This is a genomic window from Candidatus Thiodiazotropha sp. AKAK3, assembly GCF_058244645.1.
Genome location: NZ_JBSYOQ010000071.1, coordinates 222,077 through 239,331, shown reverse-complemented (window position 1 = coordinate 239,331; position 17,255 = coordinate 222,077). Strand labels below are relative to the sequence as shown.

At 45.2% G+C, this 17,255-nt stretch carries 12 protein-coding genes and 1 tRNA gene; 8 read left to right on the top strand and 5 right to left on the bottom strand.

Annotated elements, in window-relative coordinates:
- Positions 1-18: 18 nt before the first annotated feature.
- Complete coding sequence (locus tag AC4IE7_RS19645) at positions 19-903, bottom strand: DMT family transporter (RefSeq protein ID WP_490778568.1); 885 nt, start codon at positions 901-903, stop codon at positions 19-21.
- 158 nt (positions 904-1,061) lie between these two features.
- On the opposite strand from AC4IE7_RS19645, the gene AC4IE7_RS19640 reads away from it, so the two are divergent.
- The 5 genes from AC4IE7_RS19640 (at position 1,062) to AC4IE7_RS19620 (ending at position 8,675) form a co-directional block, all read left to right on the top strand.
- Positions 1,062-1,712, top strand: a complete 651-nt coding sequence (locus AC4IE7_RS19640; protein WP_490778567.1) for a DUF2959 domain-containing protein — start codon at positions 1,062-1,064, stop codon at positions 1,710-1,712.
- Between the two features lie 126 nt (positions 1,713-1,838).
- Entirely contained in the window at positions 1,839-3,401 is a 1,563-nt protein-coding gene (locus AC4IE7_RS19635) for an inorganic phosphate transporter (RefSeq protein WP_490778566.1), read from the top strand.
- A 302-nt stretch (positions 3,402-3,703) separates the two neighbouring features.
- Positions 3,704-5,806 (top strand): TonB-dependent receptor plug domain-containing protein, encoded by a 2,103-nt coding sequence (locus AC4IE7_RS19630; protein WP_490778565.1) that lies wholly within the window; start codon positions 3,704-3,706, stop codon positions 5,804-5,806.
- Between the two features lie 36 nt (positions 5,807-5,842).
- Positions 5,843-6,430 (top strand): hypothetical protein, encoded by a 588-nt coding sequence (locus AC4IE7_RS19625; RefSeq protein ID WP_490778564.1) that lies wholly within the window; start codon positions 5,843-5,845, stop codon positions 6,428-6,430.
- Complete coding sequence (locus tag AC4IE7_RS19620; protein WP_490778563.1) at positions 6,423-8,675, top strand: putative bifunctional diguanylate cyclase/phosphodiesterase; 2,253 nt, start codon at positions 6,423-6,425, stop codon at positions 8,673-8,675. The genes AC4IE7_RS19625 and AC4IE7_RS19620 overlap by 8 nt, the downstream gene beginning before the upstream one ends.
- A gap of 68 nt (positions 8,676-8,743) precedes the next feature.
- On the opposite strand, the gene AC4IE7_RS19615 is transcribed toward AC4IE7_RS19620, so the two are convergent.
- Entirely contained in the window at positions 8,744-9,280 is a 537-nt protein-coding gene (locus AC4IE7_RS19615; RefSeq protein ID WP_490778562.1) for a hypothetical protein, read from the bottom strand.
- 414 nt (positions 9,281-9,694) lie between these two features.
- On the opposite strand from AC4IE7_RS19615, the gene AC4IE7_RS19610 reads away from it, so the two are divergent.
- Positions 9,695-9,771: transfer RNA gene (locus AC4IE7_RS19610), tRNA-Asp, on the top strand.
- A gap of 94 nt (positions 9,772-9,865) precedes the next feature.
- Here AC4IE7_RS19610 and AC4IE7_RS19605 read toward each other — a convergent pair.
- Positions 9,866-10,207, bottom strand: coding sequence for a hypothetical protein (locus tag AC4IE7_RS19605; RefSeq protein WP_490778561.1), 342 nt, complete (start codon positions 10,205-10,207; stop codon positions 9,866-9,868).
- A gap of 290 nt (positions 10,208-10,497) precedes the next feature.
- Between AC4IE7_RS19605 and AC4IE7_RS19600 the strand changes: the two genes are divergently transcribed.
- Both AC4IE7_RS19600 and AC4IE7_RS19595 read left to right on the top strand, forming a co-directional pair.
- Positions 10,498-13,359 carry a DUF1800 family protein gene (locus AC4IE7_RS19600; RefSeq protein WP_490778560.1) on the top strand — a complete coding sequence of 954 codons (2,862 nt, stop codon included), beginning with the start codon at positions 10,498-10,500 and terminating at the stop codon, positions 13,357-13,359.
- Positions 13,360-13,383: 24 nt separating this feature from the next.
- Positions 13,384-15,027, top strand: coding sequence for a DUF1501 domain-containing protein (locus AC4IE7_RS19595; RefSeq protein ID WP_490778559.1), 1,644 nt, complete (start codon positions 13,384-13,386; stop codon positions 15,025-15,027).
- Positions 15,028-15,202: 175 nt separating this feature from the next.
- Here the strand turns inward: AC4IE7_RS19595 and metA are convergent, their stop codons facing one another.
- Both metA and AC4IE7_RS19585 read right to left on the bottom strand, forming a co-directional pair.
- Positions 15,203-16,270: a homoserine O-succinyltransferase MetA gene (gene metA / locus AC4IE7_RS19590; protein ID WP_490778558.1), complete on the bottom strand. Its 1,068-nt coding sequence runs from the start codon at positions 16,268-16,270 to the stop codon at positions 15,203-15,205.
- 1 nt (position 16,271) lies between these two features.
- Positions 16,272-17,117, bottom strand: coding sequence for an ATPase (locus AC4IE7_RS19585; RefSeq protein ID WP_490778557.1), 846 nt, complete (start codon positions 17,115-17,117; stop codon positions 16,272-16,274).
- Positions 17,118-17,255: the final 138 nt, after the last annotated feature.

Genomic DNA, 17,255 nt, shown 5'->3' with positions numbered 1-17,255 from the left:
TAAATAGGGTGCATTGTATCAAGTTCTTGCAGAATCGCTGACCAATCTCTCATCCTCATCTCTCCCTCTGAGAGCAAGAATGCCTGCCAGTCCAATTAACAGGGCGCCAAATACAAATTGCAGACTGAGGGTCTCTCCCCAGAACAGGTAACCATAAACAGCACCGAAAAGAACCGATGAATAGGTAAATGGACTTACTCTCGCAGCAGTTGCAATGGCATATCCACGAGTTAAAAGAAGTTGACCCAGGGTACCAACCAGGCCCAATAGAGCGAACAGCCACCACTCAGAGACTGTTGGCTGTTGCCAATTCCAGCTCATTGGCACTGCTGAGATAATTGAACTCAACAGGGCAAAATAAAAAACCACTCTGACAGATGGCTCAGTTTTCCCCAACCTGCGTAAGCTGACCTTTGCCAATGACGCCAACCCACCTCCGAGTAAACCAATCAGTGCAATCTGATTGAACTCCCCGCCAGGATTAAGAACAAGTATTACCCCTAAAAAACCAACCCCTATGGCTACAAAAATCATTCGATGCAGGGGCTCGCTCAACCAGTACCATGCAATTAAGGGCATAAATAGAGGCGATGTCATCTTGAGTAACATACCATCGGCCAATGGCAGATTGGCAAGCGCATAAAAAAAGCAGTACATAGCCGAAACACCTGCCGCAGAACGCAAGAGATGCAGATGAATCACTTTGGTATTTAAGGTTATAGTGCTGCTACCCCAAACCAGAGGTAAAAGAAGGCCAAGAGCAAACAAATTCCGCATGAATACGGCCATTTCGCTGGGAAGAGTCTGTGTCAGCTGCTTAACAATCGCCCCCATTGAGGCAAACATGAGTTCCGCGAGCAGGATAAAAAGCGCCCCCAATAATATATTCTGCTTATAAAACATAGTGTTATTTCAAAATACGCGCTTTATGAAATAGGTTATAGGACGAAGATACTGTTAAATTGTATAAAAATTCAAAAAAGATTCGTTCTTGCATCGCCCCACTCACCTACTCTGTGGCAAAATTGCCAATCTACCAGATTCCAAGGGGATTATTTCACATGTTTACGCAACATCGATGCCTTTTGTTCGGCTTCCTGCTTATTCTCACTGGCTGCTCCAGTGTCTACTACGACACCATGGAACAGGTCGGTTACCATAAACGTGATATTTTGGTCACCCGGGTTGAAGATGCCAGAGATGCTCAAAGTGATGCCCAGGAGCAATTCAAGTCAGCCCTCGACCAATTTGCCTCCGTGATTCGTCTTGAAGAGAGTGATCTGAAACAAGCCTATGACAGTCTTAATCACGAATTCGAATCCAGTGAAAGCGCGGCCCAGGAAGTGACAGATCGTATAGAGAAGGTGAAATCGGTTGCCGAAGCCCTGTTCGAAGAGTGGGCAGACGAGCTCGAACTCTATGAAAACAAAAAGTTGCAGGCGAGTAGCAAAAAGAAATTGTCCCAAACCAAAACACGTTATCAAAGTATGCTCAAATCGATGCAGCAAGCTGAGCGCACTATGCAGCCCGTACTCAATAATTTCCGTGATAATGTACTTTACCTGAAGCACAACCTCAATGCACAGGCGATTGGGTCATTGCGTGGTGACTTCGGAAGCTTAAAAGCTGATATCAACACGCTTATCAACCGCATGAATCAATCTATCAAACGTTCAGATGAGTTCATACGAGAGATGCAAAGTTCACAATAGAGTTAAACCACAGACCAAACAGTACTCCAACTAACTGTTTCTGCAGCTATAACATTAACCATTTTTGATGAAAATAATGTTTTGTTCTATGACTATATCATCGCTTAGGAATTGAAAACCAGACTCATGCAGAATTTACGCGGCATCTCATTTTCAGCCTACCATCCTCTCTATTATCTGCATCACCTGCTTGCTGTTTTTTTTCTGCTCGGAACCTTCATCGTTTCACAACTATTTTTCGATGAATTAGATGGGCACAACATCGTTATTCTTTCTGCTCTATTATGTGGATATATAGCACTAACCATTGGTGCCAATGATGCAGGTAACAATATCGGGCCACTGGTGGGTTCTGCAGTAATCAGCCTCTCAGGTGCTATTTTATTAGCGGCAATATTCGAATTTTCCGGCGCCTTTCTCGCAGGCAGTGAGGTCATCAGTACCATTAAACATGGCATTGTTGACCAACAACAGCTTGGCAGTTCACGTACAATAATTCACGTCATGATCAGCGCTCTTCTTGCCAGTGCCATCTGGCTTCATATAGCAACAGCAACAGGCACACCAGTCTCTACTACTCATACTATTGTAGGCGGGGTTTTAGGCGCTGGTATCACCTTTGGTGGCATGATGGTGGTGAACTGGAAAATACTAAGCACAATAACTGTCAGTTGGTTTTTATCTCCCCTGCTGGGAAGTATAATAGCTGCATTTCTGCTCTATATGATAAAACGTAAAATTACTTATCATCCTGACATGTCTCGAGCAGCGGAAAAGGTCGTTCCACTATTTGTTGGCATGATGGCGCTGACATTTACCACCTACCTGCTAACCAAGGGACTTAAAGCCAGCTGGCGAGTTGATTTCATCACAGCATTTCTCTGTGGAATTTCAGTCGGTACAGGTGTTTTTCTGATAATCAGACCTATCCTAAAACAGCACGTCGCTTTGTTACCCAATACAAAATCTGCGGTAAACCGCCAATTCAATATCCCCCTGATTGTTGCTGCAGGGTTACTCAGCTTTGCTCATGGTTCAAATGATGTCGCCAATGCCATCGGACCTGTTATTGCGATCAAAGAGGCACTGATTTCAGATCAGGGAATCAGCCATCCTGCTCTGCCCACCTGGCTGCTGACTATTGGCGCAATAGGGATACCGCTTGGACTGGTGCTATACGGCAAGCGCTTGATTAAAACCATCGGCAACGAAATTACAGAGCTTGATCAAGTAAGGGCCTTCTGTATCGTCACCTCAGTCACCATCACTGTTCTACTGGCCAGCCTGATGGGAATCCCGGTCAGCAGTACCCATACAACCGTTGGTGCAATATTCGGTATCGGATTTCTTCGGGAAAACCTGAAAAAGAATCATGCTGTTACTCTGGAAGTTATTAAACGCCATAAAGCTGACCAAAATCAGGAAGAGAGCGATCTCTTCATTCAACAGTTTGATAGCGCTTCTTTCCAAGAGAAAGGCAGACTACTGGATAAGTTGAATGACAGAGATAAAGGATTCATTCTCTCGAATAAGGAGAGAAAGTCTTTGAACAAGCTCTATCGCAAAGAACTGGTTAAACGATCAACATTCATGCGGATCATTACCGCATGGATCATCACCCTTCCAGTTACTGGCCTACTTGCCTCAGCTATCTACTCCCTCCTCGATTGGAGTAACATTCTTTTCTAAATATGTCCTTTTTCTACAGATTGACTGACTTAACAACTACTTTATTCATCATACAACTGGAAGTGATTTCACAAAAACACAGCACCCTTATCGGGAATTAACTGATTGATTACAACTATCCTGCTTGGTAGTCTACCGCCTCCCAGTGCTAAATTGCAGAACCATAAAAGTGTAAAAAACATTGAGTGGTAAAATTGATTTGACACATTTAAGAAACAGCTGTTTTATGCCACAATTGTCTCGTAGACAAAAACTGACAGACATCACATTGATACCTGTTTCCGTATTGAGGTATATGACTGTTGCACACCCATATAACGTCACTCTCAAACATGGACAAGCGAGAGCATCCTCAAATACCATCCGCTTTTGTCAGCAGATTTACTCAGGCTATTCAAAAAGCTATATACGTACTTCTGCTTCCTGTTTTTTGTCAAGGGCTGGCATTTGCAGATAGTAACGCGAATCAGGATTTACGCAACCTGCTCTCTCTACTGGACAGCCAGACAGAATTAGCCACAAAAAGCCGCATGAATGCTGACTATGTACCTGGCATGGCCAGCATTCTATATGGAGACGAACTACTGGCTCGTGGTGCAAGAACAGTTTGGGAGGCACTGGGGCTGGTACCAGGAATCAGCCTAGGAATGGAATTCACTGGTGAGCGACAAATACTCAGTAGAGGGGTTGGTCATGGCTACGCTTCCGGAAATGTCAAAATACTGATTGACGGTATCTCCCTGAATTCAACCCTGCTTGGAACGGCAAATCCCGCACTCAACATACCTATTGAGCAGATTGAGCGAATTGAAGTCGTACGTGGAGCAGGTGCATCAGTGTATGGTGAATATGCCTATGCTGGTGTGGTAAACATTATTACCAAACAGAATGAGACCTCTCTTAACACACATTATGAGCATGATTCCCACTATGGCTTGGGAGGGATGTGGAATTTGCTCGATAAAGAAAATGAATTGTCTCTATCCCTTAATATTTCAGGTCTGAAAGGCGATGGTCACGAGGTAGATGTAGAGGAGGATGCCTGGTATCACACGGGGCAATCAGAACTCTCTAACGCACCAGGCCCAAGCAACGAAGCCAGACAATATCTTGGGCTTTTTTTTGATATGGAATGGAAGGGACTATTTGCCTCTGCAAAATTGTTGGATGATGCATACGGGGATCACTTTGGAATCAACCATTTTCTGCCACCATCTGACAATCGTTTGGCATCACGGCAAAAATATCGTTCATTTAGCATTGGCAGCAAAAATAAGCTCTCTGATACTCTCAATACCGAGGTACGCTTTGAACTTTTAGAGCATGAGCGTAACAGAGACCAGCTCTATATCTATCCGGCTGACTTTATCTCACCCTACCCTATCTATTTAGACTCATACTATACTGAGCGAAAATATGTTATTTCAACCGACTTTTTTTGGCGTCCAAATGTAAAGCATGAGATGCTTTTGGGCATAAAGGCAAGCGATACCTCTATTGAGGATGCTGGCTGGAAATGGCCAGAATTGCCTTTTGAATTATCTTCAAATTGGATCGATACTCAAATAAACCGAAATATTTTTACCTTCATCATACAGGATCAATATCGTTTCAGTGAGCAGCTTACGCTAACCGGGACTCTTCGTTATGATGATTATAGTGACCTCGACAGTCCTGTAAGCCCGAGATTGGCCAGTGTATGGCGCCTCGCCCCTGATAAAATAGTGAAATTTCAGTTTTCCAGAAGTTTTCGGCCCCCTACCTTTTATGAGCTGCAAAACCCTGGTGTCGGTCATCTTGAGTTGAGTTCAATCAATAGCACAGAAATCGGATACATTGTAAAAAAGAGTGATTGGCGAGGTAGTTTTATCCTGTTTAACTCAGAGCTCAAAAACCCGATACTGTTTGATGAACTCAATTACGCAGGCTACATCAACGGCGAAGATGCCCGCCTTCAGGGCTTTGAATTCGAATATCAGCAACGCCTCAGTTACAACATTAAGCTTGATGGTAATCTCTCCTATGTAGATGCAAGATTCAAAAAAAGTGACGAGCACCTTGCTGGTGGTGCCGAATGGCTGGCGAACATAGGACTCATCTGGAAGCCATTTCAAGACTGGTCTGCAGCTTTACAAACCTCCTATGTTGGCGAACGACATCGTTCAAATCTTGATTCACGCAACAATCTGCCTGCCTCTACTGTCATTGATTTCACAGTTGGTCATCAGGGATTGACACCAGGACTACAACTCCATGTAGGCATAAAAAACCTGACCGATGAAAAGATAAGATATCCACAACAACTCACAACAGACTTTACAGGAGAGGCCTTTCTACCCTACCCCAATGACTATCCCCGACCTGGAAGGCGGTGGTGGCTATCTTTGAACTACGAATTTCAGTAGCGCGCTCACCGATTATCGACTACTAAGGGAATTAAAGTGAAGATACCGGGTCGCAGGGATTTGAAAAGATTTACCATTAGACATTTATGCTTACTGCTTTCTCTATTATTCTTCAAAATAGCCACTGCTGACAGTCTTTGGCCTGAGGATGCTCAGAGACTCAATGTCGGTATCAATATATTACCTGCCTGTCTGGTCGCTGACCTTGCCCTATCTAAGAAACTCACCCCTTCAGGAAAACTTCGAATTCTGGTATTGCATAAAGATAATTATGCCAGTGCTTTATCTGTTTCAGAGGGCCTGTCAGCTTTAAAGAGAATTGGTGGGTATCCTATGGAAATTGAGATCATCTCCACTTCTGAACGACAAGAACCTCATGATAAACCTGTTGCAGCACTATTCATTGCATCGCCCGGGATTAATTCTGAGATTTTCAACAACTGGGTCAGATACAAACAAACCACAGTCTTTTCTCCTTTCTCAGGTGATGTCGAGCGCGGAGCTATAGCAGGCCTATATGTCACAGATCGTATTTTACCGTATATAAACACCTCGCAAGCCAATCTTGCAGGCGTCATTTATAAGCCATTTTTTCTACGCATAGCGAAACAATATAATGAGTAGGAACAGGCAGAATAAACAACCAAGAGTCCTGGCAAAAAGCCATGGTCTTTTATTGCTATTTTCAGCCTTGAGTATCACTTTAGGCATTCTCATAGGCACCTATTGGTACTTAACATTGGAGCCAAGATTAATTGCCTACGCCCAATCCCAGGCCAATGCCCTAGCTCAGGCTCAGGCTAACATACTGAGCAAGCCACTCAGCAGAGATCAAAACAGTTTAATATCAAATGAACTCGAACGTGCTATGGATACCATACTACTGTTACGTGATCCTTCTACCACCATACCGCTGATACAACGCATAGAAGTCGAGGTTGACTATAGCGTTGTGAATGTTGCACCCAAGACTCTAAATCTGATTCGGGGGCAAAAAACATGCACAGATTGTTTTGTCTCTGAAATTCCCCTGTTTCACGAAAACACACACGGTCTTATTGGTATTGCACGAATATTCACTGGGCGTGATTTTGTCAAAAAGTTGATAGCGGATGTTCAACATAAGCTCTTGTGGTCGAGTGTGATTTTATTGATTATCCTTGTAATGGCCTGGGTAACAGCAGAATGGTTACTATCGAAACTAAGACAGAGTGAGTCTAAATTACAATCGATTATCGATGCCGTTGCCGACCCACTCTATGTATTCAGTACTCAACACGAGTTAATATTACAAAATAAGGCAGCACATTCTCTTACTGCTTCCGAGCAGCGTGTCAGCGATGATGTCGAGATGAAAGAGCACATGCCCATGCAGGAGATAATAGACCGTGTCGCCAGCAAAGGCCGACCGGTAAAATATATCCATAGCATCCAGCAAGCTCATAGTAAACCACGCCGTATGGAGCTATTAGCCAGCCCGCTTTCGATTGAGAACAGCGACGCAGTTGTCGTTACCTATCGGGATATCACAGAACATCTCGAAATCGTTGATGAGCTACAAATAAAGAAACAACAGCTTCAGCAACTGGCAGAAAAAGACTCACTGACCCAGCTACCTAACCGCTTTTCCTTCACCAGACTTCTTAATCAGGCAGTAGCTCGTGCTCAACGCAATAAGACACTGTTAGCAATTCTGTTTCTTGATCTCGATCGTTTTAAGGAGGTCAATGACAGTCTGGGTCATGACGCAGGAGATGAGCTACTTATTACTACGGCGAATCGGCTTCTACATGTAGTACGGACCGGTGACGTGGTTGCTCGTCTAAGCGGTGACGAATTTGTTATTCTGCTTGAGGATATCAAACGCCCTGAAGATGCTTCATCTGTAGCGAGCCACATCATCAATAAAGTTCGAGAGCCACTCACCCTTTTAGGTAAGCGACTCCAACCTGCTGTTAGTATCGGAATAACTATTTTCCCTAATGATGGCGATAATGCAGATCGCCTTCTGCAAAACGCTGATACCGCGATGTACAGGGCCAAACGTAAGGGTTCTAATACATTCCGGTTATATGATTACAGCATGACCGAATCAGTCAAGGAGCGGATCAGTCTCATTGCAGAATTACAGGCTGCTACAGCAGAAAACAATTTTGTCATGTTATATCAGCCTCAAATCGATCTCTATTCGAAAAAACTGATAGGTATTGAGGCCTTGCTTCGTTGGGATAGACCTGGACACTCCCTGGTCTCCCCAAATGATTTTCTCCATTTAGCAGAGGAGATGGGACTCTCCCACCTGATAGGCCAGTGGGTACTCTACAACGTCTGCATTCAAACCAAGCAGTGGCATAAGGAGAAATTTACAACACCAAGGGTGGCAATCAACATATCTGCAAGTGAAATCATGCACGATGATTTCTTAGCGAACGTAAATAAAATCTTGGTGAATACCGGCTGTGAAGCATCGTGGCTGGCGTTGGAAGTTACCGAAAATCTTTTTATTCAGCGTATCGACGAAGCTGCGAGTCGCTTGCAGCAACTGAAACAGATGGGGTTTTCCATCGTAATTGACGATTTTGGTATCGGCTACTCATCTCTGGCCCGACTTAAAAAATTACCCATCGATCTGTTAAAACTTGATAAGGTGTTTTTAGAGAATATCAGCCATGACAAAGGTAATCTTGCAATTGTCCAGACAGTAATCGACATGGGACAGCGGCTTGGAATTGAAGTGCTTGCTGAAGGTGTTGAGACTTCTGAGCAAGAAACCTATCTGATCCTGTCTGACTACAGGTCAGCACAGGGCTATCGATACGGCAAACCCATGACTGCAGGAGAGCTGAAAAAAAGACACCTCAAACCGTAAACCGGTCAGATGGTATCCTTGTAACTGCCAGTTTAGGTCCCTTCTCTACAGATGTTTCAAAAGGATTGCTATCCCCCTTCAGCCACCGAGTTGACCTGCTTTTCGATAACAGGTAAATCATCAGGGGGCGGCATACGCTTCGTTATTCCATCAGGCACTTCACCCCGGCCCGCCTGGTAGATTGAGCCCGATTCCAGAACAAAACATACCATCACGGTCAGTAAGGTAGGTACAACCGCAACCCGGGAGATAGCCACCATCATGATATCCCCTTTCGAACTACCTGAAGTGGCCATCATCGCCATGCCGAGAATAACTGCACTGATAGTGTACCCTACCATCAGAATACGGGTACGATTGGCCGACAAACGCCAATGGGCTGCCACAAACCAGGGATCGCCTTTCATGCTGCTACCCGCCTTGAGCCAGATAAACGCAATCACCGCCAGAGAGAGGGCCAGAGGGATCAGGAATCCAAGCAATCCGACGTCGAGCACAATGGATGCAGGAGCCGCGATCAGGTGACATCCCACCAGATTCAGCATAGATAGCTCATGGGGCGTCTTAGCACGCTTTCGTATCGCCTCATCAATATCAAATAGCATAGGCTTTTTCTCTTTAAAATCCGTCGGCCAAACCTGACCGAAATAATCGATGCCATCAGAATGGGCAGTCTTCTGTGAGAAGCACTCAGATATGGTACACTCAATCACCACTTTGGCAGGTTACCCTACCCAGCCAATACCTACCTCGATTAAGTCGCTGAATCTGTTGCCGCTAGCTGCTGGGGTGGTACCGCCAATATGACATGGTTTACATAAGAAAATCGTTGATATTACGCAACGCTCCCAGCCTGCCCACAGATATAGGCCGCTCACCCCACTTTTTTAGATCATGACACCATTTCAGTGCCAGACATAGTGGCTAGATGACACTATTTAACCATCAGACCAACCTTATTTTCTACTTTATGGTTGACCTATGAAAAAATATCCTTACACTATCGCGCTCTTGTCTTCGGAGCGGTAGTTCAGTTGGTTAGAATACCGGCCTGTCACGCCGGGGGTCGCGGGTTCGAGTCCCGTCCGCTCCGCCACTAATTTCACCCCATCAAACTTGCCTTCGTCACTAATCCAAACCCTTGTGAGCTGCGCGATAAATCCCGGTAATGCTCAGCTGGGTCTCAAGCCTCATTGGCATGGCATGCCAGCAGAGGATTGGCCGTTGCAGATTATAAAGAGCTTAACAGCGCCTATGGCGATTGTGCCCTCTGGCTTTACGACCCGTTCAGAATCAAGGTGAGCTTTTAAAGCCATGCTTATTGCCTGTCGAAAAAGTGCAACGCAGAGTCTGAACGGGTCGTAAAGCCCCATAGGGCGCGGCCTGAAGCATGCTTCTGCTGCGTTTTGATGCTTGAGAATGGAACAACCATTCTGCTTCGGCTCACGCCTCGCAGCTACAGGCTTCAGGTCACGCAGAGAGCTTAAGCAATTAATAGAGGTGCCCTTTATATATCCCGCTGGCAAGCCCATCAATTCTCCACCAATTGACCTTCATACATACGGGATATCTCGTATAGTCATTATTTTCAGCTGCCAGTAAGATTAAATGTTGTCCTGAGTCTCAATATCGCAGATTGATTCCTACACATTGAATTTTTTCGAGATTTTTTAGGACTCAACTTCCTTTCGTAGTAGATAGTTTGAAATGAAACACAGTATTCAATTAGAAAACTGCCTAGTCTTCATCTTCAAGTTTTGGAACAAAATGACCGTTTGCGATAATCAGTTTGCAAAGTCGAACGATCTATTAAAAGAGAGATATGGAAGTTTTAAAATCAATCTCAAATTATGCTGCCTATCTAGTTCTCCCTATTACTCTATTTGGCTGCGTTGAAGAGAATGTTGCACCTGAAGCTGAGAATGACAGTGCGACCCTCTCCCAGGGTGAAAGTGTTATTGTCAAAGTTTTAGATAATGACACTGATGATAATGATGACCCTCTGGAGGTAACCAATCTCTCAACACCAGAACATGGACGGATAACAGTTCAGTCTGATGGGTCTGTTCTCTATCAGCATGATGGGACGGCAACAACTGAAGATGCTTTCACCTATACCGCATTTGACGGCGCCGCAGAATCTCAAGCTGCCGTAGTCTCGATTGCCATCAAACTCAATGAGAATGGCTCAGAGGATGACCCAGGGAGTGACTCAAACGAAGATAACAGTCCTCCGACATCGGACAACCAAAGACCGGTTGCCCGCGATGATCAAATTCAAATTACTCAGGGAGAGAGCCAATCACTCAATTTGACTCAAAATGACGTAGACCCAAATGGTGATCCGCTTCAGATTGTGACGCTTACCAATCCCCTTAGAGGTAGAGTTGAATTACAAGCCGATGGGGTAACCGTTGTCTATAGACACGACGGCTCAGATAGTACTAAAGACCGTTTCAGTTATATCGTCTCTGATGGCAAGCTGCAGTCACAAACTGCGCAGGTTTCCATTACAGTCGCACCCAGTAACAGTGCTCCCGAATTCACACGATCTGGCAGCAACACTTCTATACCGGTTGATGTGCTCTATTCCCTCACATTCCAAGCTAGTGACCCCGATGGTGACGAGATCTCCTACAGTGTTGAAGGATTGCCCTATTGGCTTGTCCATACACCATTATCAAGAACACTCTCTGGTGCCCCTTCCTGGGAGGATCTAGGCAGAAACTATACAATCATCATTTCTGCCTCTGACGGAAAAACCTCTACAGAAAACCGTTTTACAATCTCTGTCTCCGAAGCACAATCAGTGACTGACAGCATGGCCCATCGACTTCTGCAGCAAAGCACATTCGGGCCTGTGGAGAGTGAAATGGCTCGGGTTAAAAGCCTGGGAATCAGTGGTTGGGTCGATGCTCAACTGAGCATGAATTCAGCCTATACAAGTGCATCAGATGGTTGGAAAACACACTTGGAGCGTACTCAGGAGATTACCCAGCTAGCTGAACCCAGTGTACAGTGGCTCGGAAGCGGTCAGGCTTTTAACCAGTCAACCAGCAGTAGTACTGTCAGAGATTATCAGATGGCCGCCTGGTGGGAGAGCGCCTTGACTGCAACAGCGCCCCAGCGCACGCAGATAGGTACAGATCAATTGCGTCAGCGAGTCGCCTATGCTTTAAGCCAACTCCTTGTGGTATCAACAAGCAGCCCCACACTCTCAATGCGAGGCGAGGCCCTGGCGGCATACTATGATTTGCTGGCCGAGCATGCTTTCGGAAACTATAGGGATCTATTGGGAGAAGTCGCAATCAGCCCAGCAATGGGAGTCTATCTATCGCACCAGGGAAACAGTAAAGCAGACCCATCCACAGGTTCCCGGCCCGACGAGAATTTTGCTCGGGAGATCATCCAACTCTTCACTATCGGACTCTATGAATTGAACCTGGATGGATCACCTGACCAGGATGGCAACAGTAGCAGCTTTCCTGATGCAGGCACCGGTACAGTACCAACCTATACCCAAACGGATATAGAGGAGCTGGCCAAGGTAATGACCGGATGGGATCTGGCGGAGAACAGCCGCTTTGGCAGATTAAGCACCAAAAGCGGTGACTATACTCAACCCATGGTATTTCACCCCTCTGAGCATGAGGATGAATCAGCTGAAGGGGGGGATGGCGATATCACACTCCTTGGAACAACATTTCCGCTCAACTCAGGTCAGGATGGTAGTGGGCTGGACAAGGCGCTGGATACTCTCTTTGCCCACCCAAACGTTGCACCATATGTCAGTAAACACTTGATTCAGAGACTGGTTACCTCCAATCCCACATCAAATTACATTGCTCGAGTCGCTAGGATATTCAATGACAATGGACAGGGTGTAAAGGGTGACCTGAAGGCCGTGGTGAGAGCTATTCTGCTCGACCCGGAAGCCAGAGATGACAGCTACCGCACTAACCCCGCTTTCGGAAAAGCGAAAGAGCCACTGCTTGCGATTACTCAGTTACTGCGAGCTGCTCATGTTACGCCTTTAAATGGATGGAAGAGTAGAGATAATGTCTCCATGGATCATGTCTATTGGTTTAGAAACCCTGAAAGTTATCTAAACCAGGGGGCTATGCGCTCACCATCAGTTTTCAACTTTTACAACCCCCACCATGTTCCAAGCGATGACTATTTCACAACACACCAGTTAGTAGGGCCAGAATTTCAGATACAGACTTCACAAACACTAGCCGACTATAACAACCTGTTTTTTCAACTGGTATCGAGTTTCGAAAAGAACAAGATCACTGATGTCAACGGTAAATCATTGAGTGAATTTTCAGCCACAAGGGGCCAATACGCTCTCTCACTACTGACAAATTTTGACACTGAACTATCACTATTCGAACAGACCCTAGAGAATGATAGTAATGGGGATTTCAGTTCTCTCAGCGACAACACCCCTGACAACAATGGGGAGACCCCTAAAGCACGTGCTGTTGATGCCCTGATCGATCACTTTGATCTTGTTATGCTGGGAAGCAGTATGTCTGACAATTATCGTGCTGCACTAAAACACTATCTGCTTTCAAACAGCTATACCAATACCGGCAACAATCGAGAAAACGTCAGGCGAATGATTCAGGATGCGTTTACCCTGATTGCCACCTCTAGCGATTATATGATCCAAAAATAGTAAGCCAGTAAGGAAAAGTACACTATGGCGATGCAACGCAGAGCATTCTTAAAATCATTGGCCGGACTTGGCAGTGTCAGTGCTCTCGGTTCGGCTGGACAATTGATATTGCCTACACAGGCTATGGCAGCAGCCCCCGGCTTCAATGACTACAAAGCATTGGTGTGCATCTATCTCTACGGTGGCAATGACGTATTCAATATGTTGGTACCTGTCGGCACAGATGCAGATAAGGGTTATGACCCTTATGCATCTATTCGAGGTGACCTGGCTGTCAATAATGAAGATCTTGGACTAGATCAGATCACAACGAATGGCAATAACCTGAACCAGGGTGTTATTGGCGCTGCACAGCAAAATCCCTATAACCAGAATCTAAATCAATCAACAGCCTATACCCGAGGTGTCTATTCATTAAGTTCCAAAGGTATCGACTTAGGTGTGAATGGCGTGATGCCAGAACTGGCACAGCTGATTACCGACGACAAAGTATCGATCCTTGGTAATATTGGCACCCTCGTCAGGCCTGTTACACGGGATGAAATCCGAAATGCAGACCCTGAGCTTCCTCTCTATCTTTTCGCCCATAATCACCAACAGCGTATACTACAAACGGGTCAGGCCAATAACCTGAATGATGTCGGATGGGCGGGTAAAATTGCAGATAACTGGGGAAACATCAATCAGAACAACCCATTAGGGCTTAACATATCCTATGCGGGTAATGACCGTATGCTGATTGGTCAGTCAACATCTCCGCTTGTGCTTAAGCCGAGCTCAATACCTACCATCAACCACCTGAGAGAAGGCGCTGGTAACAGTTTTGATGATCGACGTGCTTTTTTCAAGGCACTCTCTGGAATCGAAGGCTCAACCGATAGATTGGAGTTCGATGCCTCACGAACCAACACAACGGCTGACCCCTATAAAACTCTCTATAATCAAATGCAGCTTAAATCCTTAACCACTTTTGAGCAGTTGAACCAGAGTTGGAACTCTGTTCAGATCGACTACACAACACTTGGCCCCTATGGCGAAGCCCTGTTTGATATCCCCACAGCGCAACAACTCGGTTTTACCAGTTCAATCAGAGGCAGACTGATCAACCAACTTGAAGCCGTTGCCAAGATGATTCATCTTGGTGCCTCAGGCAATCTGGGAGCGGGATATAATCGACAAATCTTCTTTGTCGAGCTGGGAGGGTTTGACACTCACGCCAATCAAGCTACTGATCACCCAATGCTCCTGAGAGAATTAAGCTTGGGATTATGGAAGTTTCAGAAAGCGATGGAGGAATTGGGACATGCAGAGAAAGTAACCAGTTTCACCATGTCAGACTTTGGTCGCACGCTAAGTCAAAATGGCGATGGCACCGATCACGCCTGGGGTTCGCATCAATTGGTCATGGGAGGAAACGGCACAGGTGCGGCAGGTCAGTTAGATGGCGGCAAACTGATAGGTGAGCTACCTACCATGCAATTGGGAGGCATAGATGACTACAGTGGTAAAGGCCGAATGATCCCGAAGCTTTCACAGGATCAAGTCAATGCAGCATTGACCCATTGGTTCGGTGCCGATAATAACCTTGTACGTAATCTATTTCCAAATCTGACTAATTTTCAATCAGGCGGGAATATTGAATCGGCCTACTCACCAATATTCGTTTAGACATTTAATTGGCTTCATGATTTGAAGACAAGTTGTAATTTCAAGAATATAAAAGGGATATTTAACTCATTAAAATAGTCGCAACGGAGATAGTCAATAAACTTATTCGATTAATCACTTGCTAATCAAGTGTTGCATCATGGTTAATAAAGGCTTCCATCTTAAGTTTAAATTTCTACTTCAGGCCCAATGGATTTTCCGGATCAATTCCATCCATAAAAGGCAATTTTCGGATATGATGCGTCACTTGATAGACTAGACCAATCCAATTACCGATGACCGCCTCAGCAGTATCGTGCCAAGTGTTATCAAGACTCTCGATAACCAATGATTCAGGGAATTCAGGCAAAGCCTGCCCCTCCTCCTTGGCTCGATCCAACTTTTCATGATATTCGTTAAAGATTGCCTGACTACGGAGAGAGAAGTAGTTCTCAGGAAAGGGTGGATAGTCGGTACGAGCGCCAGCTATATATAGATTGACCTCGCGCTTATACTCTTTCAGCAGACTGATCGTGTCATATTCTGGGTGCCCCTGAAAATAGACAACCCGAATACCATCGCCGCTTACAGCCAGATGCACGCCTGCTTCTTCACTTTCAACCAGAACTTTTAAACCAGCCTGATCAAATTGCTCTCTTGAAATCTGATTGAAACGGGAATGAGGCACATCAAAGCGTGTATTAACATCATTAACCAAAGGGTGTTTAGCATCCTGAACACGATGGCTGAATACTCCCCATAATTTGTCACCCATATGAGTGCGTTGCTTGCCATGGTGGGACTGCACGACGGCATGGGTCGCAAGACAAGAGCAGAGTACCGAAGTCACATTCTTATGCGCCCAATCCACCACTTCAGTCAAAGGCTGCCAAAAATCCTCTTGTGCCAGATTCGGATGGGTAACATTGGCCCCGGTAATAATCAAGGCATCCAAACCATTCTGCTTTATCTGCTCAAATGATTCGTAGTATTTTTTAATATGCGCACTGGCCTTTTCGCCACGAGGCAAGACATCCAATGTGAATGGATGAATAAAAAACTGAGCGATTGGATTTGCTTCACCTACAAGACGAAAAAACTGTCTCTCCGTTGCTTCAATCGCTGCATCTGGCATCATGTTGAGCAAACCAATATGCAATTCGCGAATATGTTGTCGGGTTGCCCGATCAGGAGAAAGCACATTCTGCCCCTCCTGGCGTAAACGTTCGAATGTGGGTAAATTGGTATGTGCAACCAGAGGCATATCAGGACTCCCGCTCGATTACCTGCTCCAGAAGAGAGGTAAAATCTGCTTCACTTTTTACTTTTGCAAGCTCATGGGTGGTTACCGTATATCCATACTCTGCAGCTATCGCTTCATAACGAGGAATCCTTGCCCGAAATAATTTTGGAAATACCCATCTTGTAAAATCATTCGGTTCAATCAACGAAACATACTCCACACCTTTTAAGGTCATATATTCAGAGAGAAGCTCATCAAGAAAAGCCTCTCTGTAATACAAGGGTTTAGGGTGAGATAGTGATCGTTTAATCAATGATGTTTCATCATCTTCGCTGGCACGTATGTAGAGTATCAATGAGTGTTCTGAGAGAAAGTCTAATAACCCCGGCTCATCCAATTCACATAAACTGCCACCCACATCATTGATGAAATGGTTATACCCATATATAAGCTTTGCCTTGCGCATGAAATCAGGAACATCATACATAGCAGCAATTTCTGCTTGCCTATGCAGGTTCTGGCGTCGTTTGAACTCAGTCAGAGAGAGACCACCAAGCTCTGGATTGCCTAACATACCAAGAAAAGTAGAGACAGGCTTCAGGTTATGGAAGGTGACATTGTTGCGGATAAAAATCGAATCTGAACGCAATAGATCTCTAAGAAGAGGCACACTCATTGCCTGCTCCTTGATCGTATCCAGTATGGCTTCATCAAGATAGCGTGTACCTATACGGTAGTCTCCGGAGTAATGAAACCAATCACTAGATCGTAGCAGGTTGGAAAGACGAGTCTTTCCAACGCCTGACATACCCAAAAGGGTGACACATTTTCGATCCCAGTTACGAAATTGTTCGGGGCTCAATCTCACTACTAAATTCTCCTCTCTCAAGAGGCGCACATTCTACGGAGAAGCAAGGGAGGAAGAAAGTCATCGCTAAAAAACTCCTGAATGAGAATAGATCTCATATTCATGAGTCATAGCTCAGACACCGGGTACATTTGATAT